Here is a 16589-nt window from a genome sequence, read left to right on the forward strand (position 1 = left end):
TCACGTGTCCGGAAATCTTGTCACCATCGATGCCACGGTGATGTGCCCGCACGGCGGTCGGGCGAACGTCCTGCCCGCCCAGTCGCGGGTGCTCGTCGCCGGCAGCCCGGCCGCCACCGAGGCCGACGTCTACACGGTGACCGGCTGCACCTTCACCGCCGGCAGGAATCCCCACCCCTGCACGACGATCCGCTGGACGGGGACCTCCGCACGCATCCGCATCAACGGTTCGCCCGCCCTGCCCCAGGACTCCACGGCGCTGTGCCACACCGCCGTCGGCGGCCCCCAGGGCCCGCCGAACGTCACCGTCGTACAGCAACGGGTGGTGGGACGATGAGCCCGCGCAAGGGCCGAACCGCGGCAGCGGGCGCGGCCGCCGGGGCCGGCGCCCACGCCGAGCGCGTCGTCCAGCTGCCCGCTCCGCAGCCGTACCCGCCCCGCAGGGACATCGCCTTCCCCTTCCACGTCGACAACCGCGGCCGCACCGCGGACACCGACTACGACGGCCACGTCCGGGACATGATCGAGCAGCTGCTCTTCACCAGCCCGGGGGAGCGGGTGATGCGCCCCGACTTCGGCTGCGGGCTGCTCGACCTGGTCTTCGCGCCCAACAGCCCGGAGCTGGCCTCGGCGCTGCACCTCTCCGTCCAGGCCGCCCTGCAGCGCTGGCTCGGCGACGTGATCGAGGTGGACGCGCTCGACGTGGTCAGCGAGGAGAACGTGGTGCGGGTGCACCTGGCCTATACCGTCCGGCGCACCGGGACGCGCCGGACCGATGTGTTCGAGGGGAGCGGGGGAGCCGCGTGAGCAGCACAGACTGCCGTACCGACCAGCGGCGCGGCGCCGTCCGCGCCGCGCGCCTGCACGGCGTGGACGAGGTGGAGACGAGCGAGGACGGCCGCACGCTCACCGTCACCTTCCTCGGCAAGGCGCCGCACCACCTGACGCACCATCACATCCGTATCGAGGGCGGCCGTCGCATCAGGGACATCCACGCCCTGGCGGCCGAGATCGTCCGCGAGGACGACCCCGAGCTCGACGACCGGATGTTCGTGACCCTGGACAAGGCGGGGGACACCTCGCCCTACCGGCTCCGCGTCGTCGAGACCGACGCCTTCGGCCGGCCCGGCACGCAGCCCCGTCGTGGCTTCGACGTCCGGTACGCCGCCGCCGAGTTCACCTTCACCCAGGGCGGGCCCAGCCCGTACGACTGCGGGGAGGACGAGGGGGACTGCGCCCCGCAGTACGCCCGCCGTCCCGTCATCGACTACACCGCGCGCGACTACGACAGCCTGCGACGGCTGGTCCTCGACCGGATGAGCCTGACCGCCCCCGGCTGGGTCGAGCGCCATGCGCCGGACGTCGGCACGGCCCTGGTCGAACTGCTGGCCTTCGCCGGCGACCAGCTCTCCTACCACCAGGACGCGGTGGCCACCGAGGCGTACCTCGCCACGGCCCGCCGTCGCGTCTCGGTCCGCCGCCACGTCCGCCTGATCGACTACGCGATGCACGACGGCTGCAATGCCCGTACCTTCGTGGCGCTTCGGACGGACCGCCAACTGACGCTCCCCAAGGGCGAGTTCCGCTTCGCGGCCATCGACCTGTCACGTCTCGGCCCGCAGGAGCGCCCCGACTTCGGCACCGTCATCGCCGACGAGGACCTGGACGCCCTCGCCGACCTCCCCGTCGGCCTGGAGGTGTTCGAGCCCCTGAACCCGGGCGCCGACCTCGTTCTCCGCCCCGAGCACAACGAGATCCGTTTCTGGACCTGGGGTGAGGAGGAGTGCCTCCTGCCCAAGGGCGCCACCGCCGCGACGCTGATGGACACCCCGAAGCGCGGGCTGAAGCTCAAGCCCGGCGATCTGCTCGTCCTGGAGGAGGTCCTCGGCCCGCGCACCGGCACACCCGCCGGCGCCGACCCGACGCACCGCCAGGTCGTCCGCCTCACCTCGGTCGCGCCCGGCGAGGACGAGCTCTACGAGCAGCCGATCCTCGACGTGACATGGGCCCAGGAGGACGCCCTCTCCTTCCCGTTGTGCCTGTCCGCCCGCGGCGGACTCGACTGCGCGCTCATCACGGACGTCAGCGTCGCCCGCGGCAACGTGGTCCTGGTCGACCACGGCCGTTCGCTGACCTTCTGCGGCGGCGCCCCCGAGCGCTTCGCCGTACCGCCCGCTCCTGCCGAACTCAGGCCCTGCGGCCCCACCGCCTTCGGCTGCTCCGACGAGCGCACCCAGGGCAGCCCCGCCGCCGAGGCGGTCCACGCCCTGCTGGACCAGACCCGCTGCGGACGGCCCATGACGCCGGATCAGGTGCGCGAGCTGGAACCGCTCCTCGGCGCGGAAGCCGTCGCCCGCGCAGGCATCTCCGTCGTCCTCGCCCCGGGCACCACCGTCGAGGAACGCGTCCAACCCTCCACCGCAGACGCCCAGGCCACGGCCCTGGAGACGCTGCTCGCCCAGTCCACCTACCCGGCGATCGCCCCCCGCTTCCGCCCGGTCCTGCGCCACGCCCCCGTCACCCAGGCCACCTCCTACCCCGACCCGGCCCGTATCGCCGCAGGCCAGGCCGCCCGTCTGGCCGCCATACCCACCCGCCTGCGCGAGCGGATCGAGGAGCTGTGGCGCCGTGCCGAGGAGGGCGAGGCGCCCACCGAGAGCGAGATCCACGAGCTGACCGTGGTCTTCGGCGCCCGCACGATCCAGCGCCTGCGCATCGACGAGCACCCCGGCCGGGCCCTGCGCGAGCTCTACGGCCGCTTCAGTCGCCTCCTCGCCGGCAAGCTCCGCCGCCTGGAGGTGCTCACCGCCCGCGCCCACGCGGGCACGGTGCTCCACCGCTACGTCGTCTGGGAGATAGCCCAGAGCTGGGGCGAGCACTACGCCGCCGAACTGGACCCGAGCGACCCGGTGCTCGCCGGACCGGCCGCCGACGGCCTGCGCCAGGACCCGCGCACCGCGCTGCCCGCCGTCCGCGCCCAGTCCGGTGAAGGGGTGTGGACTCCGCGCCGCGACCTGCTCGCCGACGGCCCGCGCGGCCACCACCTGGTCGGCGAGGTCGAGGACGACGGACGCCTGGCCCTCCGCTTCGGCGACGGCAAGCACGGCGCGCCGCCCCCACCCGGCGCCACGCTGGAGGTCGCCTACCGCGTCGGCAACGGCGCGTCGGGCAACGTCGGCGCCGAGGCCATCAACCACCTGGTCGTCTGCCGCGGCAGTGACGAGGACGGCCGTGGCGCACGCTCCCGCCGTGCCGCCTTCGAGGCGGTCACGGCGGTCCGCAACCCGCTCCCCGCCGTCGGCGGCACCGAGCCCGAGGCGGTCGACGAGGTCCGCCGGCTCGCCCCGCTCGCCCCGCACCGCGACCTCAAGCGCGCCATCACCCCCGGCGACTACGCGGCCCTGGCCGCGCAGGTTCCGGGCGTGCGCCGGGCCGCCGCCGAGCTGCGCTGGACCGGCAGCGGCCAGGAGATGCACATCGCCGTCGAGTCGGTGCAGCGCCCGAAGGCCACCGTGGCGGGAGGGCCCGCCGGAGCCGTCGACTTCCCCGAGCCCGGCGCGGCCCTGCTGCAGGCCGTCGAGCACAGCCTGCTGCCCTACCGCCGCATCGGCCACGAGCTGGTGGTGCGCCCCGCGCTGCAGGTCCCGGTCGACCTCGCACTGTCGGTCTGCGTGGACCCGGCCCACCAGCTCGGCCATGTGACGGCCGAGGTGCGCCGGGTGCTGGGCAACCGCCGCCTGCCCGACGGCAGGCTCGGCTTCTTCCACCCGGACGCCCTCACCTTCGGCGAGCCGGTCCGGGTCAGCCGTCTGGTCGCCGCCGCGGCGGCGGTACCCGGTGTGCTCAGCGCCAAGGTGACCCGGCTGCGGCGCCTCTTCCGCACCGACCAGGGCGAGCTGGCGGCCGGGATCCTGCCGGTCGGCGCGCTCGAGGTCGCCTGCTGCGACAACGACTCCGCCCGGCCCGAGAACGGCCGGCTCACCATCGAGATCGGAGGTGGCCGATGACCGGCAACCCGTGCGGCTGCGGCTGCGACCGCGGCGGTGCCAACCCGGCCACGCCGGTCGAGGTGTTCAACCCGCCCGGCCTGGACGCGGTCCGCTACCGGGTGGGGGAGTACGGGCGCTTCGTCTCCGCGATGCTGGACCGGCTCTCCGGCCCGGCCTACCCCGCCCTGCGGGGCCTCACCGTGCGCACCCCGGACGACCCGGCGATCGCGCTGGTCGACGCCGCCGCCGTGGTGGGCGACGTGCTCACCTTCTACTCGGAGCGGATCGCCAACGAGGGCTATCTGCGCACCGCCACCGAGGAGGGCTCCCTCGCCCTGCTCGGTGGTCTGGTGGGCCACAGGCCCCGGCCGGGCGTCGCCGCCGAGACGTACCTGGCGTACACGGTGGACCGCGATCCGCGCAGCGGCCAGGAGACCACGGTCGTCGTGCCGCGCGGGACCCGCTCGCAGAGTGTTCCGGGCCAGGGCGAGGAGCCGCAGTCCTTCGAGACCGTGGAGGACCTCACCGCCCGCTGGGCCTGGAACGAGCTCAGGGTGCTCCAGCGGCGCCCCTACCAGCTGACGGCGGCCCAACTCGCCAAGCGCGGACAACTGTTCGCGAGCGGCACGACCAACAACATCAAGCAGGGCGACCAGCTGCTCTTCATCTTCAGCGCCGACCGCGCAGCCGACCGCAGTCAGCGCGTACTGCTCACGGTCCCCGGCGTCAGCGTCGACCGGGAGAACGGCACCACCGCCATCGGCCTGCCCCAGGCCTCGCTGCCCTCCCTCCACGGGATCAAGGCCGAGCTCACCCGCTGGATCACCCCCGGTGGGGAGCACAACCCCAACCCCTGGCCCGAACACAGCCGTATCGTCAGCGACTTCGACGACCAGGTGCTGACCCCGCTGCGCGGCGAACTCGACACCCTCGACACCCCGCCGAAGCTCGCCGACCGGCTGACCCGGACCCTCGCCCGGCTGCGCGAGGCCAAGGCCTACGGGCAGGACTACCGGGACGTCTCCGACTGGTTCGAGGCCCTGGACACCGAACTGACCCGGCTGCGCGCGCAGGCCCTCGCCCTGCAGCCGCCGCAGCCGACCGCCGCGGGGACGGGAGCGCACACCGCACGGGCGTCGACCACGTCCGACGGGACGTCGACTCCGGGCAGCGAGCCGGGGGACTGCCCCAGCGACGTGCTCGACCCGGCCCTCTCCGGCCTGGGCCCGCTGCTCTCCGCCCTGCGCACCCCGCCGGCCGGACTCCCCTCGGACGCCCGCGCCCTCTCCCGCGATCCCGAGCGCAGCTACGCGCCCGGGTCGGACCTCGGCGCCCAACTGCTCACCGCGCTCGACCCGCGCTTGCGCGACGGCCTCTACGCCGCCTGGGGCAACGCCGACCTCGGCGCACCTCTCGCTCTGCTCGACGCCCAGGCCATGCGGGTCACCGGGACGCCCTTCGGCGCCACCGCCCCGCTCAAGCCGGTCTACGACGGGACCGGCCGGGTCGTCCGCTACACCGACTGGCCGCTCACCGGCTCCAAGCTCACCAGCATGCGCGTCGACTACGACACGGACGGCACCACGCCCCGCCGTGCGGAGTTCAGCTACGTCGAGGCCAGCGGTTCGGTGAGCATCAACTTCACGCTCCCCGGCGACGACGGCACGCACGACTTCGGCCCCGGCCGGATCGAACTGGCCACCGCAGGCAACGAGTCGGCGCTGCGCCGGGCCCTCGAGGCCGGCCACGACCAGGGTGTCACCGCACGCCTGCAGGCCCACCTCCCCGAGCGCGACCTCTTCGTCTCCCGCCCCGGCGACGACGGCCGCATCCACGTCACCATCACCGCGACCGGCACCACCGACGAGGGCGACGGCAACGGCCCCAACCCGCCGCTGCCCGGCCCGCTCGACTTCCACCTCGCCCCCGGTGACCAGGTGACGGGCACACAGGGCGCCTACCAGGTCACGGTGAAGCGATCCGCCGACGACGGCCCGGCCTCCGTCGAGATCGCCCTCGCCGCCCAACTCGGCCTGACCGCACGCAACGTGCTCGCGCTCGACGCGGTCCACGAGGGCATCGCCCCCGGCAGCTGGGTCGCCGTCGACCGCCCCCGCAAGGGCGTCACCGGCGGCGTCCCCGGTGACCCCGGGCTCTCCCGGGTCATCACCCGGGTGAGCGGGGTCCGCGTGCTCTCCCGCGCCGACTTCGGCATCACCGGCAAGGTCACCGAGCTGACCCTCGAGGACCCGTGGCTGGACGACAAGGACACCCTGCTCTCGCACATCCGCGACACCAGCGTCTACGCCCGCGGCGAGAGCTTCCAACTGGCCGACGAACCGCTCACCGACGACGTCGGCGGCGACCTGATCGACCTCGCCCAGCTCTACGACGGCCTGGCCCCCGGCCGCTGGATCGTCGTCTCCGGCGAACGGACCGACATCCCCGGCACCCCGGGCGTGCACGGCAGCGAACTGGCCATGGTCTCCCAGGCGCTCCAGGCCGTGGACCCGGCCCTGCCCGGCGACACGGTCCGCACCACCCTCATGCTCACCGCCCCGCTCGCCTACCGCTACAAGCGCTCCACGGTGACGATCCACGGCAACGTGGTCCGTGCCACCCAGGGCGCCACCCGCGACGAGCCGATCGGCAGCGGCGACGCGAGCAAGGCAGGGCAGAGCTTCGTCCTCTGGCAGGCCCCGCTCACCTGGCTGGCGTCCGACACCCCTCAGGGCGCGGCGAGCACCCTCCGCATCCGCGTCGACGGAGTCCTCTGGCACGAGGTGGACACCCTGGCCGCGGCCGGCCCGCACGACCGCGTCTACACCACGAGCACCACCGAGGACGGCCGGATCAGGGTCACCTTCGGCGACGGCATCCACGGCCGCCGCCTGCCGAGCGGCCACGAGAACGTCCGGGCCACCTACCGGACCGGCATCGGCAGGTCCGCCAATGTCGCCGCGGGCAGGATCACCCAGCTGGCCACGCGCCCGCTCGGTGTGACCGGGGTGACCAACCCGCTCCCGGCCACCGGCGGAGCCGACCCCGAGGGCGCCGCGGGCGCCACCGACACGCGCGCCCTCACCCCCGGCTTCAGCCCGCGGCGCCGCCAGGTGCCGCTGGCCGTCTCGACCCTGGACCGCCTGGTCTCCGTCCCCGACTACGAGGACTTCACCCGGGCCCGGGCCGGCATCGGCCGCGCCAGGGCGGCCCAGCTCTTCGACGGGCGACGCCAGTTGGTGCATGTCACGGTCGCCGGCGTGGACGACATACCGATCGCCCCCGACTCCGGACTGCTGACCTCGCTGCGTGCCTCGCTCGCCGAGTACGGCGACCTCCGGCTGCCGGTGGAGGTGGCCGTCCGCGAGCAGGTCCTGCTGCTCCTCGCCGCCCAGGTGACGGTCGGCAAGGACCATGACTGGGAGCAGGTGGAGCCCTCCCTGCGCTCGGCCCTCCTCGCCCGCTTCGGCTTCGACGCCCGCGAACTCGCCCAGCCCGCCCACCTCTCGGAGGTGCTGGCCACCGCCCACTCCGTGCCCGGTGTCGACCACATCGAGGTCACCGCCTTCACCGGGGTCGCGAGCGACCTCTCTCCGCAGGGACTCGAGCGGCTCGGCGACCGACTCGCCGTACCCCAGGACGCGGTGGCCGCGCAGCCGGCCCGCCACCGCGTCGAACGCCACCGCGTGACCGGCCCGGCGGACGAGACCCTGACCGACATCGCGGCCCAGTACGGCATCTCCCTCGTCGAACTGCTCCGCCTCAACCCCGACCTCACCGGAACCCAGCCCCTCGGGCCGGGCAGCAGCGTGGTCGTCTTCCGCGGGATCCGCCCGGCGCAGCTCGCCGTGCTCTCCCCGGACCTGCCGGACACCCTGATCCTCAAGGAGGCCTCCGCATGAGCCGGGACCCCGACGGCCTGCTCGACCTGCTCCCGGACTGGTACCGCATCCGCGACGCCGAGTCCGGCGAGCCGCTGCGGGCGCTGCTCGCGGTCATCTCCGAGCAGCTCGACCTGATCCGCACCACCGTCGAGCGGCAGTACGACGACTGGTTCGTGGAGACCGCCGCCGACTGGGTCCTGCCCTACCTGGGCGACCTCGTCGGGTACCAGGTGCTCCCCGGCTACCAGGACACGTTGAGCACCGACCCCGGGCTGGCCGCCCGCCTCGCCCCGCGCCGCGACGTGGCCGACACGGTCGCGGGCCGCCGCCGCAAGGGCACGCTGGCCGTGCTGGAGGAGATCTGCGCCGCCACCGCCGACTGGCCGGCCCGCGCGGTGGAGTTCTCCCGGCTCCTGGCCACCACCCAGCCCGTGCGCCTCTTCCGGGCCGACGAGACGTCCGCCGACCGCCGCCGCCTGCGCCGTGGCCGCCTCGCCGACCTCCGCGACGGCACCGCCCTCGACCTGCTCGGGAGCCCCTTCGACAGCTCGGCCCGCACCGCCGACGTACGCCGGGCCGCCTCCACCCGCAGCCAGGGCGGGGTCACGCCGGCCGGCGTGGGCCTCTTCGTCTGGCGCCTCAAGCCGTACGCGATCTCCCGCGGCCCGGCCTACTGCCTCGACCGGGCCCGCAACCACTACACCTTCTCCATCCTCGGCAACGACACCCCGCTCGTCACCCTCCCCGAGCCGGAGCCCTCGGCGACGCACATCGCCACCATCGACAACGTCCCCGGCTCCATAACCCGCCGCCGGCTCGCCGACCGGCTGAGCGACTTCTACGGTCCCGGCAAGAGCTTCGCCATCTGGCGCGACGACGAGTTCACGCCCATCCCGCTCTCCGACATCGTGGTGGCCGACCTCTCGGGCTGGCACTACCGGCCCAGGTACGGTCAGGTGGCCGTCGACCCCGAGCTCGGGCGGATCGCCTTCGGCGCCCGCTCGGCGCCCACGCGCGGCGTCTGGGTCAGCTACCACTACGCGTTCTCCGACGACATGGGCGGCGGCCAGTACCCGCGCGACCGCGTCACCCCGCCCGAGGCCGCCGTCTACCGGGTCGGCCCCGGCCGCCGTTTCGAGCGCATCACCGACGCCTACGAACAGTGGCGCACCGACAAGTCCGCGGGCACGGCCGGGTCCGAGGCGATCATCCAGATCACCCACAGCGGTGCCTACCAGGAGCAGCTGGACTTCGCCCTCGACCCGGAGGACCGCCTCGAACTGCGCGCCGCCGAGGGCACCCGCCCGGTGATCCGCCTCCTCGACTGGTACGGCAACCGCCCCGACGCCCTCAACGTCCGCGGCACCGGCGGCGCTTCGGGCCGCACCCGGGGCGGCCGCATGGTCCTGGACGGCCTTCTCGTCACCGGCCGCGGCGTCAACGTCACCGGCCCGCTCGGCGAGCTGGTCATCCGGCACTGCACCCTGGTACCGGGCTGGTCGCTCACCGACCACTGCGCACCGCACTCGCCCGAGGAGCCCAGCCTGGTCCTCGACCGCACCACGGCCTGCGTCCAGATCGAACGGTCGATCCTCGGCACCGTCCAGGTCGTCGGCGACGAGGTCGACGACGACCCGCTGCCCATCCACATCGCGGACAGCATCCTGGACGCCACCGCCTCCGGCCTCGAGGCGCTCTCCGCCCCCGACTGCCGCCACGCCCACGCCGTCCTGCACGCCTACCGCACCACCGTGATCGGCGAGGTGCACACGCACGCCGTCGACACCGCCGAGGACTGCATCTTCACCGGCCGCATGAACGTCGCCCGCCGCTCGGTCGGCTGTCTCCGCTTCAGCTACGTGCCGCCCGGCTCGCGCACCCCGCGCCGCTACCACTGCCAGCCGGACGTGGTCCGCGAGGCCGTCCAGGAGCTCGTCGGGAGCGGCCGGGCGGCCCGCGCGGACGCCGCCGCACTGGCCGCCGCGGAGACCGACCGGGTCCGCCCGCGCTTCACCAGCCTCCGGTACGGCACCCCGGCCTACGGCCAACTCGCCCGCGGCTGCGCCCCGGAGATCGCCCGAGGCGCCGCCGACCGCTCCGAACAGGGTGCCTTCCACGACCTCTTCCAGCCGCAGCGCACGGACAACCTCCGCGCCCGCCTGGCGGAGTTCGCCCCGGCCGGCACCGACGCGGGCGTCTTCTTCGTGACCTGACGCCCGTCCATCCCCAGACGCAGACCACCCACCGGCGCACCAGCACAAGAAAGTTGAGGGGGACCATGCACGGCGACTTCTCCCGCCTGACCCACCAGCCCGGAAAGCACTACTCCGCGGTGCTCGCCCAGCAGGGCCGCGTCCAACTGGACGCCGACGCCAACGAGCAGACGGCGATCGAGCTCTTCCGCTCCCGCACCCTGGCCCGTGACCTGATCGGACGCGACGGGGGACCCGGGGAACCCGGCAAGGACCCCGGCTTCGGCATCGTCTACGTCAAGGGCACCCACGACCAGGACGACCTCACGATCGGCGGCGGCCGCTACTACGTCGACGGCATCCAGCTCGACGCGACGCGCCCCCAGCCGGCTCCGGCCGTCCCCTCCGGCGGCCCGCTGCCGCTCGACAGCGGATCGGCGGGCGCGGACAGCGACGGCGTCATCCCGTCCCCCACCCCGGCCACCTGGACGTACTGGAACCAGCCCGACGCCTACCGCGACCCCGAGCTGCCGGCCGACCAACTCCCCTCCACCTTCCCGTTCCTCGCCTACCTCAAGGTCTGGGACCGCAGCGTCACCGCCGTCGAGGACCCCGAGATCCGTGAGGTCGCGCTCGGCGCCGCCATGCCGGACACCGCCGCCCGTGTCAAGACCGTCTGGCAGGTACTCACCCTCCCCGCCCAGGACCTGGACGTCGGCGACGGGGGCGCTGCCACGGTCCGCGCCGCCTTCGACGAGTGGGCCGCCGCCCAGCGCTCCACCGCCCGCCTGGCCGCCCGCGCCGAGCGGCCGGAGGGAGCGGCGGACGAGCCCTGCCTGGTCCGGCCCGACGCCCGTTACCGCGGCCCGGAGAACCAGCTCTACCGCATCGAGATCCATCAGGGCGGAACGGCCGAGCGGGGCGCGACCTTCAAGTGGTCGCGGGAGAACGGCAGCGTCGCCTTCCCGATCGCCGAACTCGACGGCACCTGGGTCGCGTTGTCCACCCTCGGCGATGACGACAAGCTCACCCTGGACGTCGGGGACCGCGTCGAGGTCTGCGACTCCGCCTACCTCAGCCGCGGTGAGCCGGCGCCCCTGCTGAGCGTCGAGGAGATCGACCTCCCCGGCCGCCGGGTCCGCCTCTCCGCCGAACCCCTCCCCGGCATCGGGGCGCTGCCCGAACGCCACCCCTTCCTGCGCCGCTGGGACCACGCCGCCACCGGCACTCCCGGCCACCGCCCGCGCACCGACGGTGGCGCCCTGCCCGTCGAGGAGGGCACCTGGACAGAGCTGGAGGACGGCCTCCAGATCTACTTCAACCCCGGCGGCTCCTATCGCTCCGGCGACTTCTGGCTGGTCCCGACCCGCACCGTCAGCGGCACCGTCGAGTGGCCGGCCAACTCCGCCGGCGACCCCCTCCTCCAGCTCCCGCTGGGCATCGACGTCCACTACGCCCCGCTGGCCTGGATCACCGGTGAGAACTCCCTCTCCGATCTCCGCCGCGTCTTCCATCCGCTGGCCACGCCGCTCTCGGACGCGAACGCGGAGCCCCAGGAGAACTGAGGAGAACTGACGTGCCCCTCTGCCCCTTCGCCTCGGTCCGGCTCCTCGCCCGGCCCGAGCCGCCTGCGCCCCTGAAGCCGACCCAGATCATCGTCCACACGGCGAACGCCACCCTGCCCGCCGCGGACGTCCGCTTCCGTCGGCCCGGCGCCCGCGGCTGGAGCCATTTCGGCGTGTCCGCCACCGGGAAGATCACCCAGTGGCTGGACACGACCACCCCCGCCGATTCCGCGTACCGCGCGAACCTCCGCTCCGACGGCACGGGCGCGGTCGGCATCACGACGGAGGGGCACGTCTCCCAGCCCTGGACGGACGCCCAGCTGGACGCACTGATCCGCCTCCACTGGTGGCTGATGCGCACCCACCCCGCCATCGCCCACCGGGCCTGCCGCACCCCCGCCGACCCCGGCCTGGCCCACCACACCCTCCTCGGCTCGCCGGGCCCCTGGACTCCCGTCCCCAAGTCCTGCCCGGGCCCCCGCCGAATCCAGCAGTGGGAGGACGCGCTCCTCCCGCGTGTCCTGGCCCCCTACGGGATCCTCGTCTCCGACATGCGCCCGCGCCACGAGCGCGCCGAGGAGATCGTCCAGGAACTCCTGTCGACGCCGATAGCGCCCCCCTCCGCCCCGGCTGCCGAAGAGGTGCTGCCGACTCCGGACTCGGACCCGTCCACGCCGTCCGAGCAGCCGCCCACTACGGCCGACGCAGCACCCGGACCACCCGCGGAGGATTCCGCGGCGTCACTCCGGCCCCGCCAGCACCACCCCGTCCGCGAAGCCCTCCTGGACTTCTTCCTCCCCGACTCCGCACCCCACGGCCCCAGACCGTCCCCACCTCCGGAAGGGAGCTGACGCGGCGAGCCCGAGGCAGGGACCGACGGGGCGAGCCCGAGGCCATGACACAGCGGCACGTGACGGCAACGCGCCGCGGCCGACACGGCCTCATCGACCGCTGCCTCCTCTCACTGTCCGTGTTCACCGCGCGATCCGCCGGTGTGGGCGAAGCGACCACCGGTGTTATTCAATGAGGTGTGCGGTCAGGGATCTCGGGGCCCCGTCGCACGGGTCCGAGTACGGCCCCGGCGCTGCGCCGGGGATTGCTGAGAGAGCCGCATGGACTCCACACCCTCTCCCTCGTCCTCTTCGCCGTTCGACCTGGTCAGCAGTGCCCTGGGGCGCTACATCCCGCGCGGCGGAGCGGCAGCGGCCGCCGGCCCCGCCGACGCCCGGGGCGACCGCGGCCCTCGCCGGCCCGAACCGGACGACGCGGACGCCGGCGGTCAGGACCAGATCCTCGGCGTGGTCAACCTGGACAGGGATCTGAGAATCACCCGCTGCGCCCTGGCAGCCCCGGTATTCGCGGGTCTGGACGCCGTGCCGGGGAGTCCCTTCGTCGAGCTCCTGCCCCCCGGGGACGTACCGACGGTCACCCGGCGGTTGCAGCAGGTCCTGGAGACCGGTGAGGCGCACGTCGCCCGGATCCAGCGCCTGCGGCGCGGCGACGGGTCGGAGCTGGTGGTCTCGATGAGCATCCTGCCCGCCCCGGCGCCCGAGGAGGGCCTGACCGTCTCCGTGATCGCCATGGCCAGGAGGCTGCACCTGTACGCCGCCGAGACCGCGATCGGCACCTCGCTGGACATCGGCGAGACCGCGCAGTCGCTGGCGGAATCCCTGCTGGCCTGGGGGGACGTGGCCGCCGTCGACCTCGACTTCGCCGTGTGGACGGGCGAGGGAGTCACCGAGCGGGCGCAGGGGCGCATCCGGCTGCGGCGGGCGGCCCTGGTGCCGGACCGGGCGTGGCCCGACGGTTACGTGACTCCGGGCGACGATCTTCCCAGCGACGCGAGCCGCCTGCTGGCACAGGCGGTACGACGCGACGACGCCCCGCAGGCCATCGTCATACCCGACCGGGAGGCGGTCGAGCGGGTGCTCGGCAGTCCGCGCGTGATGCGCGCCCTGGTGCCCGGCGACCGCTCGGCCGGTGTGGCGTGCATACCGCTGGTCCTGGACGGCTCGCCGCCGGTCGTACTGGGCGTGGCGGAGGTCTGGCGGCGGGCGGACTGTCCCTTCCGCGACAGCGAGCTGTTCGACCTGCAGGAACTGGTGGCCAGGACCGCCCATCACGTCGACCTGGCCCGTCAGCACCAGCGCGAGCACACGCAGGTGCTGGCGTTGCAGCGCCGGCTGCTGCCCCGGACCGGCGGCGACACCATCGAGATCGCCAGCGTCTACCAGCCCGCCACGCCCGACAGCGCGGGCGTCGGCGGCGACTGGGTGAACAGCTTTCCGCTGCCGGACGGCCGTACCGCGCTGGTGGTCGGTGACGTCGTCGGGCACGGCCTGGGAGCCGCGGCAACCATGGGCCAGCTGAGCATGGAGGCCCGCGCGCTGCTGTCCGCCGGGCTGGCTCCCGACGAGGTGCTGGAGCACCTGGACGAGACCGTATCGCTGCTGGACGACGCGGAGTCCGGGCTCGCGGCCGGCTACAGCGCCCTCGGCTCCACCTGCTGCATCGCCCTCTACGACCCGGTCAGCCACCGCGTGGCCCTGTCCAGCGCCGGGCACCTCCCCCCGGTCCTGGTCTCCCCGGACGGACACGCGGGCCCGCTCGCGGTCCGCCCCCATCCCGGCCTGGGCGCCGAGTTCGCACTGCGGGAGCCCTTCGACGTGCACACGTTCGGCGCGCCCCCGGGCTCCCTGCTCGCCCTCTACACCGACGGCCTGGTGGAGGATCCGGCCGAGTCGATCGACGAGGGCATCGGCAGGCTGGCGGACGCCGTGTCCACGGTGCACCCCTGGGACGCCCTGCAGCAGGCCGCACGACGCGTCGTCGCCGCGTTGGTCCCCGGGCGCCAGCGCGACGACGTGACCCTGCTGCTCGCACGCATGATCGGCTACCGCAAGGGGGACACCGCGACCTGGCGGCTGCCCGCCCGCGGCGACGCGCCCGCCCGTGCCCGCGCACAGGTCTCCGCGCTGCTGCGGCAATGGCGCACCAGGGACGACACCCGGGACACCGTCCAGCTGCTGGTCAGCGAGCTGGTCACGAACGCGGTGCGCTTCGCCACCGGCCCCGTCACGGTACGGCTGATCAGGACCGGCCACGGCCTGCTGTGCGAGGTGGGCGACACCGGCAACGGCAGGCCACGACTGAGCCGGGGCGGCCTCCTCGACGACGGCGGCCGGGGCCTGCACATCGTGCACGGGCTCACCACCCGGTGGGGGGTGCGGTGGACGGACACCGGCAAGGTGATCTGGGCGGAAGTCGCGAGGTGACGCGGCGTGCCGTGCGGGCGGCCGACGGTACGGAACGTGTCCTCGGCGCTACGTGACGTGCCCGGCGATGCGCAGGGCCCGTCCGGTGCGGCCGAGGCGGGTCCGTACTACAGCCACTCCCCTTCCAGGGCGGTGGCGGTGAGGCCCGGTGCCGCCGCGTACAGGACGGCGCGACTGCCCGGCTTCTGCCCGGCGTCGTGCGCCCGCCGCATGATGTCGAACACGGCGGCGCCTCCGCGGTTGCCGGTGGTGTAGCTGTCCCGGCTGTAGTCCAGCAGCCCCGACGGCCACGCCTCGGGCATGGTCTGCTCCATGTACTCCAGCACCCGGGTCCCGCCGGGGTGCGCCAGCAGCACGTCGGGGTGCCAGGAGCCGGGGTGGTCCTGGTAACGAACGCGCAGCCACTCCCACATCGCCGTGACCGTCTCCTGTACGGCGCGCGGCCCGCGCCGGTCCATCACGAAGTGGGTGCCGTCCGCCCGCGTCTCCAGGCGGTGCAGGTCCTGGGTGCCGGGCAGGGTGTGGTGCCAGGAGGAGTCCAGCCGCAGCACCGACTCGGGCCGCGGGCGGCCCGTGACCACCGCGGCGACCGCAGTGTCCGCGAACAGCAACCGGACGATCAGGGACTCGAGGGTGTCGTCCGCGGGCTGGTAGGTCGTGCTCAGCGCCTCCGCGATCACGACCAGGACCACCCGGTCGGGGTCCGCGGCCACGAGATCCGCCGCCAGCGCCAGGGAGCGGGTCCCCGCGATGCAGGCCCACTGCGTGGCCGGCTGCAGCATCACGTCGTTGCGGAGCTGAAGCCGGTTGGCCAGGGCGATGTCCAGACCCGGCAGCGCCGGGGTGGTGGAGTTGCTGGTGATCAGGCAGTCGATGTCCGCGACGTCCAGCCCGGCGATGTGCAGGGCCCCGCGCGCCGCACGCTCCCCGTAGGACTGTACGGCCTCCCAGGCCGGCGCGGTGCGCTCCTGGACGGTCTGCGGCGTGGGTATCGCCTCGAGGGTGGCGATCACGCGGTCCACGTCCTGCTCGGTGAACCCGTCGCGGGCCAGGGCCTCTTGGGCCGGGCCGACGCCGACAGCCCGCAGGCCGCCGCCGTTGCCGGGCGCGACGGCGCTCTCCAGCGGCAGCATCCACCCGCGGGTCTCGATGCCCGTGCTGGCCGCGATGCCGTCGATCCGCGGCGCCCAGGCCGCGTGCGGATGCCGGTTGCGCACCTCCGCCACGATCTGGCTGGTTTCCACGGCGTGCTCGCCGTGAATCACGGCAGGAGGACAGAGGTATGCGGCCATAGTGGGGCACCTTTCCGGGGGGAACTAGCGGGAATGTCACGAGTGCTGTGGCATGGGTCACTTTGCAACTTCGCGCCCAAGAGGTTGCCGATATGCTCCACTTCGGGAGCTGATATCCGTTTCGAGCATGGACGCTAAATGGACATTTCCGCTGTGATGCACGCAACTTAGGCGGCCCTCGGAATGCGTGACACGGCACACACCGCTGAAAAAGGGGGCCCCTCGGAGCGGTTCCGCAGGCCTCATCCGACGTGTCGTCAGTCAGGACGGGCCAGGCCGGGTTGGGGGCCGGGAGCGATCAGCAGGGACAACGGCCGGCGGCCCGCCGGCGTCGGCGGGCCCTACGGCTTGAGGCCGGTGTCTACGATCCGTTGCACCGTCTCCTGCTCACC

General features: G+C 73.8%; 9 protein-coding genes. 8 read left to right on the forward strand and 1 reads right to left on the reverse strand.

The genetic code is table 11. The features are described 5' to 3' along the window. Positions 1-4 precede the first annotated feature (4 nt). From ACFYZB_RS00505 to ACFYZB_RS00540, 8 genes are all read left to right on the forward strand, one after another. On the forward strand, positions 5-337 hold the full coding sequence (locus tag ACFYZB_RS00505; RefSeq protein WP_388752511.1) for a PAAR-like protein: 333 nt from the start codon (positions 5-7) through the stop codon (positions 335-337). Between the two features lie 74 nt (positions 338-411). Then, the gene (locus ACFYZB_RS00510; RefSeq protein ID WP_388753459.1) at positions 412-807 is read left to right on the forward strand and encodes a GPW/gp25 family protein; all 396 of its coding nucleotides are present in this window, start codon (positions 412-414) and stop codon (positions 805-807) included. Further along, the gene (locus ACFYZB_RS00515) at positions 804-4007 is read left to right on the forward strand and encodes a putative baseplate assembly protein (RefSeq protein WP_388752514.1); all 3204 of its coding nucleotides are present in this window, start codon (positions 804-806) and stop codon (positions 4005-4007) included. Before ACFYZB_RS00510 ends, ACFYZB_RS00515 begins: the two co-directional genes overlap by 4 nt. After that, entirely contained in the window at positions 4004-7891 is a 3888-nt protein-coding gene (locus ACFYZB_RS00520; RefSeq protein WP_388752517.1) for a putative baseplate assembly protein, read from the forward strand. The genes ACFYZB_RS00515 and ACFYZB_RS00520 overlap by 4 nt, the downstream gene beginning before the upstream one ends. Continuing rightward, the gene (locus tag ACFYZB_RS00525; RefSeq protein WP_388752520.1) at positions 7888-10086 is read left to right on the forward strand and encodes a hypothetical protein; all 2199 of its coding nucleotides are present in this window, start codon (positions 7888-7890) and stop codon (positions 10084-10086) included. Before ACFYZB_RS00520 ends, ACFYZB_RS00525 begins: the two co-directional genes overlap by 4 nt. A 65-nt stretch (positions 10087-10151) precedes the next feature. After that, entirely contained in the window at positions 10152-11630 is a 1479-nt protein-coding gene (locus tag ACFYZB_RS00530) for a DUF6519 domain-containing protein (RefSeq protein ID WP_388752523.1), read from the forward strand. 11 nt (positions 11631-11641) lie between these two features. Continuing rightward, the gene (locus ACFYZB_RS00535; protein ID WP_388752525.1) at positions 11642-12481 is read left to right on the forward strand and encodes an N-acetylmuramoyl-L-alanine amidase; all 840 of its coding nucleotides are present in this window, start codon (positions 11642-11644) and stop codon (positions 12479-12481) included. A 261-nt stretch (positions 12482-12742) separates the two neighbouring features. Then, positions 12743-14905 (forward strand): SpoIIE family protein phosphatase, encoded by a 2163-nt coding sequence (locus ACFYZB_RS00540; protein ID WP_388752528.1) that lies wholly within the window; start codon positions 12743-12745, stop codon positions 14903-14905. A 107-nt stretch (positions 14906-15012) separates the two neighbouring features. Here the strand turns inward: ACFYZB_RS00540 and ACFYZB_RS00545 are convergent, their stop codons facing one another. Further along, positions 15013-16197, reverse strand: coding sequence for a type III polyketide synthase (locus ACFYZB_RS00545; RefSeq protein WP_388752531.1), 1185 nt, complete (start codon positions 16195-16197; stop codon positions 15013-15015). Positions 16198-16589 lie beyond the last annotated feature (392 nt).

Source organism: Streptomyces sp. NPDC001852, assembly GCF_042891825.1.
GTDB lineage: Bacteria > Actinomycetota > Actinomycetes > Streptomycetales > Streptomycetaceae > Streptomyces.